Annotated in this window: 15 protein-coding genes; 10 read left to right on the top strand and 5 right to left on the bottom strand. The window is 64.1% G+C overall.

Annotation, left to right across the window (positions count from 1 at the left end; all coding sequences use genetic code 11):
- The first annotated feature begins 12 nt into the window (after window positions 1-12).
- Window positions 13-1209, top strand: coding sequence for a succinyldiaminopimelate transaminase (gene dapC / locus QN085_RS05810; RefSeq protein ID WP_013971248.1), 1197 nt, complete (start codon window positions 13-15; stop codon window positions 1207-1209).
- 151 nt (window positions 1210-1360) lie between these two features.
- Here the strand turns inward: dapC and QN085_RS05805 are convergent, their stop codons facing one another.
- The 3 genes from QN085_RS05805 to QN085_RS05795 form a co-directional block, all read right to left on the bottom strand.
- Entirely contained in the window at window positions 1361-3007 is a 1647-nt protein-coding gene (locus QN085_RS05805) for a Na+/H+ antiporter (RefSeq protein WP_285689850.1), read from the bottom strand.
- A gap of 190 nt (window positions 3008-3197) precedes the next feature.
- Window positions 3198-3512, bottom strand: a complete 315-nt coding sequence (locus QN085_RS05800) for a helix-turn-helix domain-containing protein (protein ID WP_015269189.1) — start codon at window positions 3510-3512, stop codon at window positions 3198-3200.
- On the bottom strand, window positions 3513-3881 hold the full coding sequence (locus QN085_RS05795; RefSeq protein WP_031325085.1) for a hypothetical protein: 369 nt from the start codon (window positions 3879-3881) through the stop codon (window positions 3513-3515).
- A gap of 186 nt (window positions 3882-4067) precedes the next feature.
- On the opposite strand from QN085_RS05795, the gene graA reads away from it, so the two are divergent.
- The 5 genes from graA to QN085_RS05770 all read left to right on the top strand — a co-directional run bounded on the left by graA (window position 4068) and on the right by QN085_RS05770 (window position 7640).
- Window positions 4068-4367 carry a type II toxin-antitoxin system antitoxin GraA gene (gene graA / locus QN085_RS05790; RefSeq protein WP_004375387.1) on the top strand — a complete coding sequence of 100 codons (300 nt, stop codon included), beginning with the start codon at window positions 4068-4070 and terminating at the stop codon, window positions 4365-4367.
- 126 nt (window positions 4368-4493) lie between these two features.
- A complete protein-coding gene (locus QN085_RS05785) occupies window positions 4494-4841 on the top strand; it encodes an ArsC family reductase (protein WP_013971246.1) in 348 nt (115 codons plus the stop codon).
- Window positions 4842-4872: 31 nt separating this feature from the next.
- Entirely contained in the window at window positions 4873-5907 is a 1035-nt protein-coding gene (dapD, locus tag QN085_RS05780; protein ID WP_013971245.1) for a 2,3,4,5-tetrahydropyridine-2,6-dicarboxylate N-succinyltransferase, read from the top strand.
- Between the two features lie 120 nt (window positions 5908-6027).
- The gene (locus tag QN085_RS05775) at window positions 6028-7233 is read left to right on the top strand and encodes a cysteine desulfurase (RefSeq protein WP_013971244.1); all 1206 of its coding nucleotides are present in this window, start codon (window positions 6028-6030) and stop codon (window positions 7231-7233) included.
- The gene (locus tag QN085_RS05770; protein ID WP_013971243.1) at window positions 7230-7640 is read left to right on the top strand and encodes a SufE family protein; all 411 of its coding nucleotides are present in this window, start codon (window positions 7230-7232) and stop codon (window positions 7638-7640) included. Before QN085_RS05775 ends, QN085_RS05770 begins: the two co-directional genes overlap by 4 nt.
- 111 nt (window positions 7641-7751) lie before the next feature.
- Here QN085_RS05770 and tcdA read toward each other — a convergent pair whose 3' ends face one another.
- Window positions 7752-8561, bottom strand: a complete 810-nt coding sequence (tcdA, locus tag QN085_RS05765; protein ID WP_161795758.1) for a tRNA cyclic N6-threonylcarbamoyladenosine(37) synthase TcdA — start codon at window positions 8559-8561, stop codon at window positions 7752-7754.
- A 119-nt stretch (window positions 8562-8680) separates the two neighbouring features.
- On the opposite strand from tcdA, the gene QN085_RS05760 reads away from it, so the two are divergent.
- The 4 genes from QN085_RS05760 (at window position 8681) to QN085_RS05745 (ending at window position 13826) form a co-directional block, all read left to right on the top strand.
- Entirely contained in the window at window positions 8681-11272 is a 2592-nt protein-coding gene (locus tag QN085_RS05760) for a glycosyltransferase (protein ID WP_013971241.1), read from the top strand.
- A gap of 198 nt (window positions 11273-11470) precedes the next feature.
- Window positions 11471-12622, top strand: a complete 1152-nt coding sequence (dapE, locus tag QN085_RS05755) for a succinyl-diaminopimelate desuccinylase (RefSeq protein WP_013971240.1) — start codon at window positions 11471-11473, stop codon at window positions 12620-12622.
- Window positions 12622-13434: a putative RNA methyltransferase gene (locus tag QN085_RS05750; RefSeq protein ID WP_013971239.1), complete on the top strand. Its 813-nt coding sequence runs from the start codon at window positions 12622-12624 to the stop codon at window positions 13432-13434. Before dapE ends, QN085_RS05750 begins: the two co-directional genes overlap by 1 nt.
- Window positions 13435-13451: 17 nt before the next feature.
- Window positions 13452-13826 carry a hypothetical protein gene (locus tag QN085_RS05745; protein WP_003257701.1) on the top strand — a complete coding sequence of 125 codons (375 nt, stop codon included), beginning with the start codon at window positions 13452-13454 and terminating at the stop codon, window positions 13824-13826.
- 122 nt (window positions 13827-13948) lie between these two features.
- Here QN085_RS05745 and QN085_RS05740 read toward each other — a convergent pair whose 3' ends face one another.
- Entirely contained in the window at window positions 13949-14158 is a 210-nt protein-coding gene (locus tag QN085_RS05740; protein ID WP_003252255.1) for a cold-shock protein, read from the bottom strand.
- Window positions 14159-14217 lie beyond the last annotated feature (59 nt).

Genomic DNA, 14217 nt, shown 5'->3' with positions numbered 1-14217 from the left:
GACCTTGCGCCGATGAACCATGCCTTGACCCAGCTTCAGCCCTACCCGTTCGAGAAACTCCGCGCCCTGCTGGGCAGCGTTGCACCTGCGGCGGACAAGCGCGCCATCGCCCTGTCGATCGGTGAGCCGAAGCACGAATCGCCGGCGTTCGTCGCCCAGGCCATGGCCGACAACCTCGACAAGCTGGCGGTGTACCCGAGCACCATCGGCCTGCCCGCCCTGCGCCAGGCCATCGGCCAGTGGTGCGAGCGGCGCTTCGGCGTACCGGCCGGCTGGCTGGATGCCGACCGCCACATCCTGCCGGTCAACGGCACCCGTGAAGCGCTGTTCGCCTTCACCCAGGCCGTGGTCAACCGCGCCGATGACGGCCTGGTGGTCAGCCCCAACCCGTTCTACCAGATCTACGAAGGCGCAGCGCTGCTGGCCGGTGCCACCCCGCACTATCTGCCATGCCTGGAAAGCAACGGCTTCAACCCCGACTTCGACGCCGTGCCGGCTGAAGTGTGGAAGCGTTGCCAGATCCTGTTCCTGTGCTCGCCGGGCAACCCCACCGGCGCACTGGTGCCGATGGACACCCTGAAGAAGCTGATTGCCCTGGCCGACGAGCACGACTTCGTGATTGCCGCCGACGAGTGCTACAGCGAGCTGTACTTCGACGAGGATGCCCCGCCACCAGGCCTGCTGACTGCCTGTGCGGAACTGGGCCGCAGCGACTTCAAGCGCTGCGTGGTATTCCACAGCCTGTCCAAGCGTTCCAACCTGCCGGGCCTGCGCTCGGGCTTCGTCGCCGGTGACGCCGAGATCATCAAGCCGTTCCTGCTGTACCGTACCTACCACGGCTGCGCCATGCCGGTACAAACCCAGCTGGCCAGTATCGCTGCCTGGCAGGACGAGGCGCATGTGCGTGAGAACCGCGACCAGTACCGCGCCAAGTACGACGCCGTGCTTGATATCCTGCAGCCGGTGCTGGATGTGCAGCGCCCGGATGGCAGCTTCTACCTGTGGGCCAAGGTGCCCGGCAGCGATGCCGAGTTCACACGCGACCTGTTCGAGGCCCAGCATGTGACGGTGGTACCGGGGTCGTACCTGTCGCGTGAAGTGGATGGCGTGAACCCGGGCGCCGGGCGTGTGCGCATGGCACTGGTTGCACCGCTGGCCGAGTGCATCGAGGCGGCGGAGCGGATTCGCGAATTCCTGCAGAACCGCTGATTCGACAGGGGCCGTACAACTCTCGAGTGTTGTGCAGTACCTGTAGGAGCGGGTTTATCCGCGAACACCGGCACAGCCGGTGCCATGCACCGCGTCGCCTGATTCGCGGGTAAACCCGCTCCCACAGGGCCGCAAAGCGGCCCCTTGGGGTCTACCTGACTGACCCCAGGTTCGCTTCACTCATGTCCAGCTCACCCAGCACCTGCCGCACCACTTCATCCCCCACCAGATGCTGGCGATGCAGTTCATACAGCTCCAGCCGCTGGGCCCGCAGCGCCCGCAGGCGCAAACGCCGCTCCAGCAGGTCCATCTGCTCGGCCAGGGCCTTGGCCTCGGCGCTGTCGTTGTAGCTGTCCAGCTCATCGCGGTATTCCGCCATCAAGCGCGCCTTCAACTCGGTCGCCAGGGTCGCCTGCGCGGCATCCTGCGGCGCATTGCTGTCGATCACTTCCTCTGCCTCCAGCGCATGGATCGCCGCCTCGGCCGTGCGTCGCCAGGCCTCCTGCACTTCCTGGTGCAAGCGCTCGTCCGGGCTCTTGGTCACCCCGCGCAGCAACAGCGGCAGCGCGATACAGGCGCTGATCAATGACAACAGGATCACACCGGCCGCAATGAAGATCAGCAAGTCACGCTCCGGGAAGGCCTTGCCTGCTGCCATCAGCAACGGGATCGACATCACGCCGGCCAGGGTGACCGCACCGCGCACACCACCCAGGGTCAGCAACCAGCAGGAGCGCGCCGTGGGCATCAGCACCAGCGCCGGCTTGCCGCACCAGCGGCGTACCACACCGATCGAGCGCCAGATGCTCTGGACCCAGATGAACCGCAGCAAGATCAGCGCCACAAAGATCGCCACCACGTCCAGGCAGCGCCAGGCCAAGGTCGGCCATACGGTGGGTTCATGGCTGACCACGGCCTTGATGATGTCCGGCAACTGCAGGCCCAGCAGCAGGAAGATCAGGCCGTTGAAAGCGAACTCCAGCAGCGACCACACACTGCGGTTGAGCAGGCGCGTGCTGGTCTGCCGTGGCAGCAGGTCGAGCCAGCTCTGCATCATGCCGGCGGCCACCGCCGAAAGGATGCCCGATATGCCCAGGCGCTCGGCCAGCACGTAGGCAGCGAAGGGCAGCAGCAACATGAACACCACATGCGTGGCCGGGTCGTCCCAGCCGCGAGCAATCATCCAGGCACGCAGGCGGCCGATCAGCCAGCTCAGGGCCACGCCCACCGCCAGGCCGCCCAGGGCGACCAATACGAAGCTGAAGCTTGCGTCGGTCAGCGAGAACACCCCGGTGATCGCCGCCGCCAGTGCGAACTTGAAGGTCACCAGGCCCGAGGCATCGTTCATCAGGGCCTCGCCCTGGAGCATGTGCATCAGCGGGGTGGGCAGGCGGTCCTGGGTAATGGCCGAAACCGCCACGGCGTCGGTTGGCGACAACACTGCGGCCAGGGCGAAGGCCACGGGCAGCGGGATGCTCGGCAGCAGCCAGTGAATGAAGTAACCGGCCCCGACCACGGTAAACAGCACCAGCCCCACGGCCAGCGCCACCACCGGCCCACGAATGCGCCACAACTCGCGCTTGGGAATGCGCCAGCCGTCGGCGAACAGCAACGGCGGCAGGAACAGGAACAGGAACAGCTCGGGGTCCAGTGCCACATGCAAGCCCAGCGTCGGCCAAGCGAGCAAGGCACCGGCGGCGATCTGTACCAGCGGCAAGGGCAGCGGAATCATGCGGCCGACCAGCTTCGACACGCTGACCAGCGTCAGCAGGATGAGGACGGTGTAGGCGGACTGCATCCGGGAAAGCTTCCTTTGTGAACCAGAAACGACAACAGGGCGAAACATCGCCATTGAAACAATATGTTAGCGGCGGCGGGCGATTCGGGGCCGCTGCACGATAGTCGCAAGGGAAGCACGAATATGTAACACGATGCGTCTCAAGCGAAAAAATAGACCCGCCGAAGCGGGTCTGGGTAATTCCAAATGTTTACACGGCTTCAAGCCGCTCCAGCATATCCGGGTATTTTTCGACCAACTTGAGCAACATTGCCGCCTGAGGGTTCGGGCTGGCTTTATCCTGCTCCCAGTTCCGGAGCGTTGCTGCCTTCGTCCTGATGCACCTGGCAAATACCTCCTGCGACATACGCAGCCCCTCACGTATGGCGACAATCTCCTGCGGAGTAACCTTGGGTGCATCCAATGCCTTTACATGATGCTGGCGCAGGGTGATCTTCCCCTCGCGCTGCGCTTTCATCTCGTCGATGCCGCTCATCATTTCGGCAAACAAATCACGCTTTTTCATTCATTTGCTCCTCTGCTTGACCGATCGCTTCGTTTTTCGCGCCTCGACTTCCACAGTGATAGCCTGTTTCAGAGCCCTCTCCTGATCGCAGGTGAGATTCTCAAGTTCATCCTTGTCATAAATCGCGAACATCCACATTTGCCCATCGCTGGACAGCCAGTAATAGATGACTCGCAGGCCGCCACGCTTTCCTTTGCCACGACGCCTGTCTCCCCAGCGAAGCTTCCTGAAGCCACCGGTACGAGGCATCACATCACCGCACTCAGGGTTTTTCAGCAGCTCCTGCTGCAGCTCTTTGTACTCGTCATCGCTCAGGTAGTCCGACACAGTAGCGGTGAAGAAGGACGTCTCGAAGAAAATGGCTTCCATGGAAAAACCATACGCAAGTTGCACATGCTTAGCAACCTTCACCATTACCTGCCTGTCGCCAAAAGGACCGCCGCACAATAGTTCCGGGGACGCCATCAACGGCCGGATCAGGCCTTGAATTGTCGGCATCCGGTCATACAATCACCCTTAACGAAGAACGTTAAGCATTCAGCCCTGAGGTACGCCATGCTCAAGAACGGTATGCGTCCGATTCATCCCGGAGAAGTCCTGCGTGAGGACTTCCAGAAAGAAATGGGTTTCAGCGCCGCGGCACTGGCCCGGGCGCTAGGCGTTGCCACGCCAACCGTCAACAACATCCTGCGTGAACGGGGCGGTGTTTCCGCCGACATGGCGCTGCGCCTGTCCATCTGCCTGGACACCACCCCCGAGTTCTGGCTCAACCTGCAGACCGCCTTCGATCTGCGCACCGCCGAACAGCAACACGGTGATGAGATCATCGGTTCGGTACAGCGCCTGGTCGCTTGAGACATACCTTGATCAGTAAACATGGGCACCACGGGCGTGGCGCCGCGAGGATCGTTCCCGCATAATCCCGCGACTGAAATCGGAAAACGGAGAGATTGGGGCAGCCTGTGATCCCCAATGCACACAATGACCTACACGCTCTACGGCATTAAAGCCTGTGACACCATGAAAAAGGCACGTACCTGGCTCGAAGACCAGGCCATCGCCTACGAATTCCACGACTACAAGGCCCAAGGCATCGACCGTGACAGCCTGAACCGCTGGTGCGAGGAACACGGCTGGGAAGTCATCCTCAACCGTGCCGGCACCACCTTCCGCAAGCTGGACGACGCCAGCAAGGCCGACCTCGACCAGGCCAAGGCCGTCGAGCTGATGCTGGCCCAGCCGTCGATGATCAAGCGCCCGGTGCTCGACCTTGGCGCGCGTACCCTGGTGGGCTTCAAGCCCGACCTGTACGCCGCTGCCCTGGCCTGAGCCCCTACCCTATTTCGCACGAGGTAATCACATGTCCAATACCCTGTTCAGCCTGGCCTTCGGTGTCGGCTCCCAGAACCGCCAGGGCGCCTGGCTGGAAGTGTTCTACGCACAACCGCTGCTCAACCCGAGCGCCGAACTGGTCGCTGCAGTAGCCCCTGTTCTCGGTTACCAAGGTGGCAACCAGGCCATCGCCTTCAGCAACGCCCAGGCCGCTCAACTGGCCGAAGCCGTGAAAGGTGTGGATGCCACCCAAGCCGCCCTGCTGACCCGCCTGGCCGAAAGCCACAAGCCACTGGTCGCCACCCTGCTGGCCGAAGACGCCGCGCTGACCTCGACGCCAGAGGCCTACCTCAAGCTGCACCTGCTGTCGCACCGCCTGGTCAAGCCGCACGGCGTGAGCCTGGCTGGCATCTTCCCGCTGCTGCCGAACGTGGCCTGGACCAACCAGGGCGCGGTCGACCTGGCCGAACTCGCTGAACTGCAACTGGAAGCGCGCCTGAAGGGCGAGCTGCTGGAAGTGTTCTCGGTGGACAAGTTCCCGAAAATGACCGACTACGTGGTCCCGGCCGGCGTGCGTATCGCCGACACTGCCCGCGTGCGCCTGGGCGCCTACATCGGCGAAGGCACCACCATCATGCACGAAGGCTTCGTCAACTTTAACGCTGGCACCGAAGGCCCGGGCATGATCGAAGGCCGCGTTTCCGCTGGCGTATTCGTTGGCAAGGGCTCGGACCTGGGCGGCGGCTGCTCGACCATGGGCACCCTGTCCGGTGGCGGCAACATCGTCATCAAGGTTGGCGAAGGCTGCCTGATCGGCGCCAACGCCGGTATCGGCATTCCGCTGGGCGACCGCAACACTGTCGAAGCCGGCCTGTACATCACCGCCGGTACCAAGGTGAACCTGCTGGACGAGAACAACCAGCTGGTCAAAGTGGTCAAGGCCCGCGACCTGGCCGGCCAGACCGACCTGCTGTTCCGCCGCAACTCGCTGAACGGCGCGGTGGAGTGCAAGACCCACAAGTCGGCCATCGAGCTGAACGAGGCGCTGCACGCGCACAACTGAGACCCCTTCAACCGCTGCCGGAGCGAGCTTGCTCGCGAACAGCGGATTCTCAGCGTTTGAAATGTTAAGATCGGGTCTGGCACCACGCCAGACCCGATTTTCATTCCAGGCCCCGCGACCATGTTTCAGCCCTCCCCCTGGCGTGCCGATTTTCCCGCCATCGCCGCCCTGCAACGGCAGCACCAGACCTACCTGGACAGCGCCGCCACCACCCAGAAGCCGCAAGCCCTGCTCGATGCCCTGAGCCATTACTACGGCCATGGCGCAGCCAACGTGCACCGTGCCCAGCACTTGCCCGGCGCACTGGCCACACAGGCCTTCGAAACCAGCCGCGACAAGGTTGCCGCCTGGCTCAATGCGCCAGACTCGCGGCAGATCATCTTCACCCACGGTGCCACTTCGGCGCTGAACCTGCTGGCCTATGGCCTGGAACACCGCTTCGAGGCCGGTGACGAAATTGCCGTCAGTGCCCTGGAGCACCATGCCAACCTGCTGCCCTGGCAACAGCTGGCGCGCCGGCGCAACCTGCGTCTGGTGGTGCTGCCGCTGGATGCCCATGGCCGCATCGACCTGGACCAGGCGCTGCAACTGATCGGCCCGCGCACCCGGGTGCTGGCGGTGAGCCAGCTGTCCAACGTGCTGGGCACCTGGCAACCGTTACCGGCACTGCTGGCCCATGCCCGTGCGCAAGGCGCGCTGACAGTGGTCGACGGTGCCCAGGGCGTGGTGCATGGCCGCCATGATGTGCAGCAGCTTGGCTGCGACTTCTATGTGTTCTCCAGTCACAAGCTGTACGGCCCGGAAGGCGTGGGCGTGCTGTACGGCCGCAGCCAGGCGCTGGAGCTGCTGCACCATTGGCAGTTCGGCGGCGAGATGGTGCAACTGGCCGAGTACCACAGCGCCAGCTTCCGCCCGGCGCCGCTGGGGTTCGAGGCTGGCACGCCACCGATCGCCGGGGTGATCGGCCTGGGTGCGACCCTGGACTACCTGGCCAGCCTCGATGCCCAGGCACTCGTAGCCCATGAAACCAGCCTGCACCAGCACTTGCTGCGCGGCCTGGCAGACCGCGATGGCGTGCGCATCCTGGGGACGCCACAGGCGGCCCTTGCCAGTTTCGTCATCGAAGGCGTGCACAACGCCGACATCGCCCACCTGCTGACCGAGCAAGGCATTGCCGTGCGTGCCGGGCACCACTGTGCGATGCCGCTGCTGAAGGGCTTGGGCCTGGAGGGCGCGATCCGCGTGTCATTGGGGCTGTATAACGACAGCGATGACTTGCAGCGTTTCTTCGAGGCGTTGGATCAAGGCCTGGAGCTGTTGCGATGACCTTGCCCGATCAGGCGCGCCAGGCGCTGGAAGCTTTCGAGCAGGGCAAGGGTTGGGAACAGCGTGCGCGGCTGCTGATGCAGTGGGGCGATCGGCTGGAACCGCTGGCTGATACTGAAAAGACCGAGGCCAACCGGGTGCATGGTTGCGAAAGCCTGGTATGGCTGGTGGCCGAGCAGGCCGAGGGTTTGTGGCGGTTCAAGGCCAGCAGCGATGCACGCCTGTTGCGCGGGCTGCTGGCGTTGTTGCTGGTGCGGGTGCAGGGGTTGGCCAGTGAAGAACTTGCCGGGCTCGATCTGCGTGAGTGGTTTACTCAGCTGGGCCTGGAGCGCCAGCTTTCGCCATCGCGCAGCAATGGGCTGCATGCGGTGTTGCAGCGGATGGCGGAGCTGGCGTCCAACCGTTGAATCGGTGCTGGCTTCTTCGCGGGCTCGCCCGCTCCCACAGGACCTTCACCTATCTTGAGAGAGATGCAGTACCTGTGGGAGCGGGCAAGCCCGCGAAGAAGCCCACGCGGTCTATTCAGGCTTGACCCGCTCCGAAGGCCGCCGCGCCCCCGCTACCAGTTTTTCCACCGCCTTGCTCGCTGCCACCATGCCAAAGGTCGCGGTCACCATCATCACCGCGCCAAAGCCACCCGAGCAGTCCAGCCGCACGCCCTCGCCCACGAAGCTTTTCTGCAGGCAAACGCTGCCATCGCCCTTGGGGTAGCGCAGCTGTTCACTGGAGAACACGCATGGCACGCCATAGTTGCGGCTGACATTGCGCGAGAAGTTATAGTCGCGGCGCAGGGTGGAACGCACCCGCGAGGCCAGCGGGTCGTTGAAGGTCTTGTTCAGGTCGGCGATCTGGATCTGTGTCGGGTCGATCTGCCCACCGGCGCCCCCCGTGGTGACGATGGCGATCTTGCGCCGCCGGCACCAGGCAATCAGCGCCGCCTTGGCCATGACGCTGTCGATGCAGTCGATCACACAGTCGAGGTTCTCGGTGATGTACTCGACCATGGTGTCGCGGGTGACGAAGTCAGCGACAGCATGCACCGTACACCCCGGGTTGATCGCCCGCAGGCGCTCGGCCATGACCTCGACCTTGGGCCGCCCCACCTGCCCTTCCAAAGCATGGGCCTGGCGGTTGGTGTTGCTGACGCACACATCGTCAAGGTCGAACAGGGTGATCTCGCCCACGCCACTGCGTGCCAGCGCTTCCGCCGCCCACGAGCCTACTCCGCCAATGCCGACCACGGCCACATGGGCCTGGCCCAGACGGTGCAACCCCTGGTCGCCATACAGCCGGGCAACGCCGGCGAAGCGTGGATCTTCTGTGCTCATGTTCATACCCCAAAAAACCGGCGCGCATTATATGCCAGCGGGCCCATGGCCTGCATCGTTAGGAAAGAGACTACCAACCCTGCTTTAATGTCCTATCACTTCGACACATATGGACGACAATGTCTTCACGTAAATTCGGCCTGAACCTGGTCGTGGTCCTGGCCATCGCCGCGTTGTTCACCGGGTTCTGGGCACTGATCAACCGCCCGGTCTCCGCCCCCGCCTGGCCAGAGCAGATCTCTGGCTTCTCGTATTCACCGTTCCGCCTGGGCGAAAGCCCGCAGAAGGGCCAGTACCCCAGTGACGACGAGATGCGCCAGGACCTGGAACAGTTGAGCAAACTGACCGACAGCATCCGGATCTACACCGTGGAGGGCACCCAGGCGGATATCCCGCGCCTGGCCGAGGAATTCGGCCTGCGGGTGACGCTGGGCATCTGGATCAGCCCGGACCTGGAGCGCAACGAACGCGAAATCGCCACGGCCATCCAGCTGGCCAACACCTCGCGCAGCGTGGTGCGGGTGGTGGTGGGCAACGAGGCGCTGTTCCGCGAAGAAGTCACCCCGGAAAACCTGATCAAGTACCTGGACCGGGTACGCGCAGCGGTCAAGGTGCCGGTGACCACCAGTGAGCAATGGCACATCTGGAAGGAAAACCCGCAGCTGGCCAAGCACGTCGACCTGATTGCCGCGCACATCCTGCCGTACTGGGAGTTCGTGCCTATGAAGGATTCGGTCGAGTTCGTGCTCGACCGTGCCCGCGAGCTGAAGCACCAGTTCCCGCGCAAACCCCTGCTGCTGTCGGAAGTCGGCTGGCCGAGCAACGGCCGCATGCGCGGCGGCGCCGATGCCACCCAGGCTGACCAGGCCATCTACCTGCGTACCCTGGTCAACACCCTCAACCGCCGTGGTTACAATTACTTCGTCATCGAAGCCTACGACCAGCCGTGGAAGGCCAGCGACGAAGGCTCGGTGGGCGCCTACTGGGGCGTGTACAACGCCGAACGCCAGCAAAAATTCAACTTTGACGGCCCGGTGGTGGCAATACCGCAATGGCGCGCCCTGGCGGTGGCCTCGGTAGTGCTGGCGATGATCGCCTTGATGGTACTGTTCATCGACGGTTCGGCCCTGCGCCAGCGCGGCCGCACCTTCCTGACCTTCATCACCTTCCTGTGCGGGTCGGTGCTGGTATGGATCGCCTACGACTACAGCCAGCAATACAGCACCTGGTTCAGCCTGACCGTAGGCGTGCTGCTTGCCCTCGGCGCGCTGGGCGTGTTCATCGTGCTGCTGACCGAGGCCCACGAACTGGCCGAGGCAGTATGGATACACAAGCGCCGGCGCGAATTCCTGCCGGTGCAGGCCGATAGCGCCTACCGGCCCAAGGTATCGGTGCATGTGCCGTGCTACAACGAGCCGCCGGAGATGGTCAAACAAACCCTCGATGCCCTGGCCGCGCTGGACTACCCCGACTACGAAGTGCTGGTGATCGACAACAACACCAAGGACCCGGCCGTGTGGGAGCCGCTCAAGGCCCATTGCGAGAAGCTCGGCGAGCGCTTCAGGTTCTTCCACGTCGCGCCCCTGGCCGGTTTCAAGGGCGGCGCATTGAACTACCTGATCCCGCATACCGCCAAGGACGCCGAAGTGATCGCGGTGATCGACTCGGACTACTGCGTCGACCGCAACTGGCTCAAGCACATGGTGCCGCACTTCGCCGACCCGAAGATTGCCGTGGTGCAGTCGCCGCAGGACTACCGCGACCAGCACGAAAGCGCCTTCAAGAAGCTGTGTTACAGCGAGTACAAGGGCTTCTTCCACATCGGCATGGTCACCCGCAACGACCGTGACGCGATCATCCAGCACGGTACCATGACCATGACCCGCCGCAGCGTGCTGGAAGAGTTGGGCTGGGCCGAGTGGTGCATCTGCGAGGACGCCGAACTGGGCTTGCGGGTATTCGAAAAGGGCCTGTCGGCCGCCTATGCCCACAACAGCTACGGCAAGGGCCTGATGCCCGACACCTTCATCGACTTCAAGAAGCAACGCTTCCGCTGGGCCTACGGCGCCATCCAGATCATCAAGCACCACGCCAGCGCCCTGCTGCGCGGCAAGGGCAGCGAGCTGACCCGCGGCCAGCGCTACCACTTCCTGGCCGGCTGGCTGCCGTGGATCGCCGATGGCATGAACATCTTCTTCACCATCGGCGCGCTGCTGTGGTCGGCGGCGATGATCATCGTGCCGCACCGGGTCGACCCGCCGCTGATGATCTTTGCCATTCCGCCGCTGGCACTGTTCTTCTTCAAGGTCGGCAAGATCATCTTCCTCTACCGCCGCGCGGTAGGGGTGAACCTGAAAGATGCCTTTGCTGCGGCGCTGGCCGGGCTGGCACTGTCGCATACCATCGCCAAGGCGGTGCTGTACGGGTTCTTCACCAGCAGCATGCCGTTCTTCCGCACACCGAAGAACGCCGACAGCCACGGGCTGCTGGTGGCGATTTCCGAGGCGCGGGAAGAGCTGTTCATCATGTTGCTGCTGTGGGGCGCAGCGCTGGGCATCTACCTGGTACAGGGGCTGCCGAGCTCGGACATGCGCTTCTGGGTGGCGATGTTGCTGGTGCAATCGTTGCCTTATGTGGCGGCGCTGGTGATGGCGTTCCTGTCTTCGCTGCCCAAGCCTGGGGAAAAGGCCGCCGAGGCGCAGCAGGCCTGAGATCCTGGGGCCGCTTTGCGCCCCTTTCGCGACACAAGGCCGTTCCCACAGGTATTGCACACGCCTGATGGGCTGTGGTGATCCTGTGGGAGCGGCCTTGTGTCGCGATAGGGCCGCAAAGCGGCCCCAATGGCCCATCGGTTTGATATAAGATAACGCCCTCAGATTTCCCCGCCTTGCCTTGCCCCGGAGTTCCCCATGACGGCCCCTGCCGAGCTCTCGCCTACCCTTCAACTGGCCTGCGACCTGATCCGTCGCCCCTCGGTCACCCCCGTCGACGCCGACTGCCAGGCGCAGATGATGAACCGCTTGGGCGCCGTAGGCTTCCAGCTCGAGCCGATGCGCATCGAGGACGTCGACAATTTCTGGGCCACCCACGGCAGCCAGGATGGCCCGGTGCTGTGCTTCGCCGGCCACACCGACGTGGTACCCACCGGCCCGGTGCAGCAATGGCAGCATGAGCCGTTCGAAGCGCTGATCGACGCCGACGGCATGCTCTGCGGTCGTGGCGCCGCCGACATGAAAGGCAGCCTGGCCTCCATGGTGATTGCCAGCGAACGCTTCGTGCAGGACTACCCGGACCACCGCGGCAAGGTCGCGTTCCTGATTACCAGCGACGAGGAAGGCCCGGCCCACCATGGCACCAAGGCCGTGGTCGAGCGCCTGAAAGCACGCAACGAGCGCCTGGACTGGTGCATCGTCGGCGAACCCTCCAGCACCACCCTGCTGGGTGACGTGGTCAAGAATGGCCGCCGTGGCTCGCTGGGCGCCAAGCTGACCGTGCGCGGCAAGCAGGGCCATGTGGCCTACCCGCACCTGGCGCGCAACCCGATCCACCTGGCCGCTCCGGCCCTGGCGGAACTGGCGGCCGAGCACTGGGACGAAGGCAACGCGTTCTTCCCGCCGACCAGTTTCCAGATCTCCAACCTCAATTCCGGCACCGGCGCCACCAACGTGGTCCCCGGCGAGCTGACCGCCCTGTTCAACTTCCGTTTCTCTACCGAGTCCACCGTCGAAGGCCTGCAGGCGCGGGTGTCGGCGATCCTCGACAAGCATGAGCTGGACTGGTCGATCGACTGGGCGTTGTCGGGCCTGCCGTTCCTTACCGAACCGGGCGAATTGCTGGACGCCGTCTCGGCCAGCATCAAGGGCGTCACCGGCCGCGACACCCAGCCGTCGACCAGCGGCGGTACCTCCGATGGGCGCTTCATCGCCACCATGGGCACCCAGGTGGTCGAGCTCGGCCCGGTCAACGCCACCATCCACCAGGTGGATGAGCGGATCCTGGCCAGCGATCTCGATCTGCTGACCGAAATCTATTACCAGACTCTGGTCCGGTTGCTCGCCTGATGCTCGCCTGCCCTCTTTGCCAGGCGCCACTGAGCCGGCTCGACAACGGTGTGGTGTGCCCGGCCGGCCACCGCTTCGACCGGGCCCGCCAGGGTTACCTGAACCTGCTGCCGGTGCAGCACAAGAACAGCCGCGACCCGGGTGACAACCAGGCCATGGTCGAAGCCCGCCGCGATTTCCTCGACGCCGGCCACTACGCGCCGGTGGCGCGCCGCCTGGCCGAGCTGGCCGCCGAGCGCCAGCCCGGGGCCTGGCTGGACATCGGCTGTGGCGAGGGTTACTACACCGCGCAGATCGCCCAGGCCCTGCCGGCCGCCGACGGCTACGCCCTGGACATCTCCCGTGAGGCGGTCAAGCGTGCTTGCCGCCGAGCGCCCGAGGTTACCTGGATGGTCGCCAGTATGGCCCGCGTGCCGCTGGCCGACGCCAGCTGCCAGTTCATCGCCAGCGTATTCAGCCCGCTGGACTGGGCCGAGGCCAAGCGCCTGCTCAGTCCCGGCGGCGGCCTGATGCGGGTCGGCCCCACCAGCGGCCACCTGATGGAGCTGCGCGAAGTGCTCTACGATGAAGTACGCCCTTACGCCGACGACAAACACCTGGCCCTGGTCCCCGAAGGCATGGTCCACGCCCACAGCGAAACCCTGGAGTTCCGCCTGAGCCTGGCCGCGCCCAAGGCCCGCGCCGACCTGCTGGCCATGACCCCGCACGGCTGGCGCGCCAGTGCCGAAAAGCGTGCCCGGGTGATTGACCAGCCCGAGCCGTTCGAAGTCACGGTTTCAATGCGTTATGACTATTTCGTGCGCCAAGACTGAGCACACCCGGAGCCCTTATGCGCCAACCTGATATCGAGATCTACCTGAAGGACGCCGACGTCGACCACAAGCAGATTGCCGAGTGGCTCGCCCAGGCAATCGGCCCATGCAGCGAATGGAAGCAGAAAGGCCATACCTTCAAATGCCAGGCCGGTAACATTCCGGTCACCTGGTTACCCAAGGCTGTAGGGAAATGGAACAGCCTGTACCTGGAAAGCGACCAGACGCCGTGGGCCGATGACGTTGCCTGCGCCCGCGCCGCATTTGCCGCACTGGGCGTGGAAGTGCGCTGCGCGCCAGGTGGCTGGGTGGAGGAAGATGGGGAAGAAGATGCCGACCGCTGGGTCCGCATCAGCGCCGACGGTGAAGAGGAAATCACCTGGCGCACCTGAATGCACTGCATTCTTTGTGGGAGCCCGGCTTGCCGGCGATGCAGGCAACACGGTGCCTGGCACCGGCTTCGCCGGTGATCGCCGGCAAGCCAGCTCCCACAACAAGCCTTACCGCATGAGGCTCAGAGGCCTACCACGTCCTCGGCTTGCAGGCCTTTCTGGCCCTGCACGCAGGCGTATTCCACCCGCTGACCTTCGACCAGGGTACGATGCCCCTCACCGCGGATCGCCCGATAGTGGACGAATACATCCGCACCACCTTCGCGCTGAATGAAGCCATAACCCTTGGCATCGTTGAACCACTTTACATTCCCAGTCTCACGAGACGACATCTGAACTACTCCGGATTTTTATTGTGAAGATCGCCTTGCAGACACAGAGTCCCTCCCTG

It is taken from the genome of Pseudomonas sp. M2(2023) (assembly GCF_030263955.1).
Taxonomy (GTDB): Bacteria; Pseudomonadota; Gammaproteobacteria; order Pseudomonadales; family Pseudomonadaceae; genus Aquipseudomonas; species Aquipseudomonas asiatica.
This window is presented reverse-complemented; position numbering and strand designations above follow the sequence as displayed.

Bases quoted from the DNA above. Each gene is read 5' to 3' on its own strand.
- dapC (WP_013971248.1), top strand. From the start codon at position 13: ATGAACCATGCCTTGACCCAGCTTCAGCCCTACCCGTTCGAGAAACTC.
- QN085_RS05805 (WP_285689850.1), bottom strand. From the start codon at position 3,007: ATGCAGTCCGCCTACACCGTCCTCATCCTGCTGACGCTGGTCAGCGTG.
- QN085_RS05800 (WP_015269189.1), bottom strand. From the start codon at position 3,512: ATGAAAAAGCGTGATTTGTTTGCCGAAATGATGAGCGGCATCGACGAG.
- QN085_RS05795 (WP_031325085.1), bottom strand. From the start codon at position 3,881: ATGGAAGCCATTTTCTTCGAGACGTCCTTCTTCACCGCTACTGTGTCG.
- graA (WP_004375387.1), top strand. From the start codon at position 4,068: ATGCTCAAGAACGGTATGCGTCCGATTCATCCCGGAGAAGTCCTGCGT.
- QN085_RS05785 (WP_013971246.1), top strand. From the start codon at position 4,494: ATGACCTACACGCTCTACGGCATTAAAGCCTGTGACACCATGAAAAAG.
- dapD (WP_013971245.1), top strand. From the start codon at position 4,873: ATGTCCAATACCCTGTTCAGCCTGGCCTTCGGTGTCGGCTCCCAGAAC.
- QN085_RS05775 (WP_013971244.1), top strand. From the start codon at position 6,028: ATGTTTCAGCCCTCCCCCTGGCGTGCCGATTTTCCCGCCATCGCCGCC.
- QN085_RS05770 (WP_013971243.1), top strand. From the start codon at position 7,230: ATGACCTTGCCCGATCAGGCGCGCCAGGCGCTGGAAGCTTTCGAGCAG.
- tcdA (WP_161795758.1), bottom strand. From the start codon at position 8,561: ATGAGCACAGAAGATCCACGCTTCGCCGGCGTTGCCCGGCTGTATGGC.
- QN085_RS05760 (WP_013971241.1), top strand. From the start codon at position 8,681: ATGTCTTCACGTAAATTCGGCCTGAACCTGGTCGTGGTCCTGGCCATC.
- dapE (WP_013971240.1), top strand. From the start codon at position 11,471: ATGACGGCCCCTGCCGAGCTCTCGCCTACCCTTCAACTGGCCTGCGAC.
- QN085_RS05750 (WP_013971239.1), top strand. From the start codon at position 12,622: ATGCTCGCCTGCCCTCTTTGCCAGGCGCCACTGAGCCGGCTCGACAAC.
- QN085_RS05745 (WP_003257701.1), top strand. From the start codon at position 13,452: ATGCGCCAACCTGATATCGAGATCTACCTGAAGGACGCCGACGTCGAC.
- QN085_RS05740 (WP_003252255.1), bottom strand. From the start codon at position 14,158: ATGTCGTCTCGTGAGACTGGGAATGTAAAGTGGTTCAACGATGCCAAG.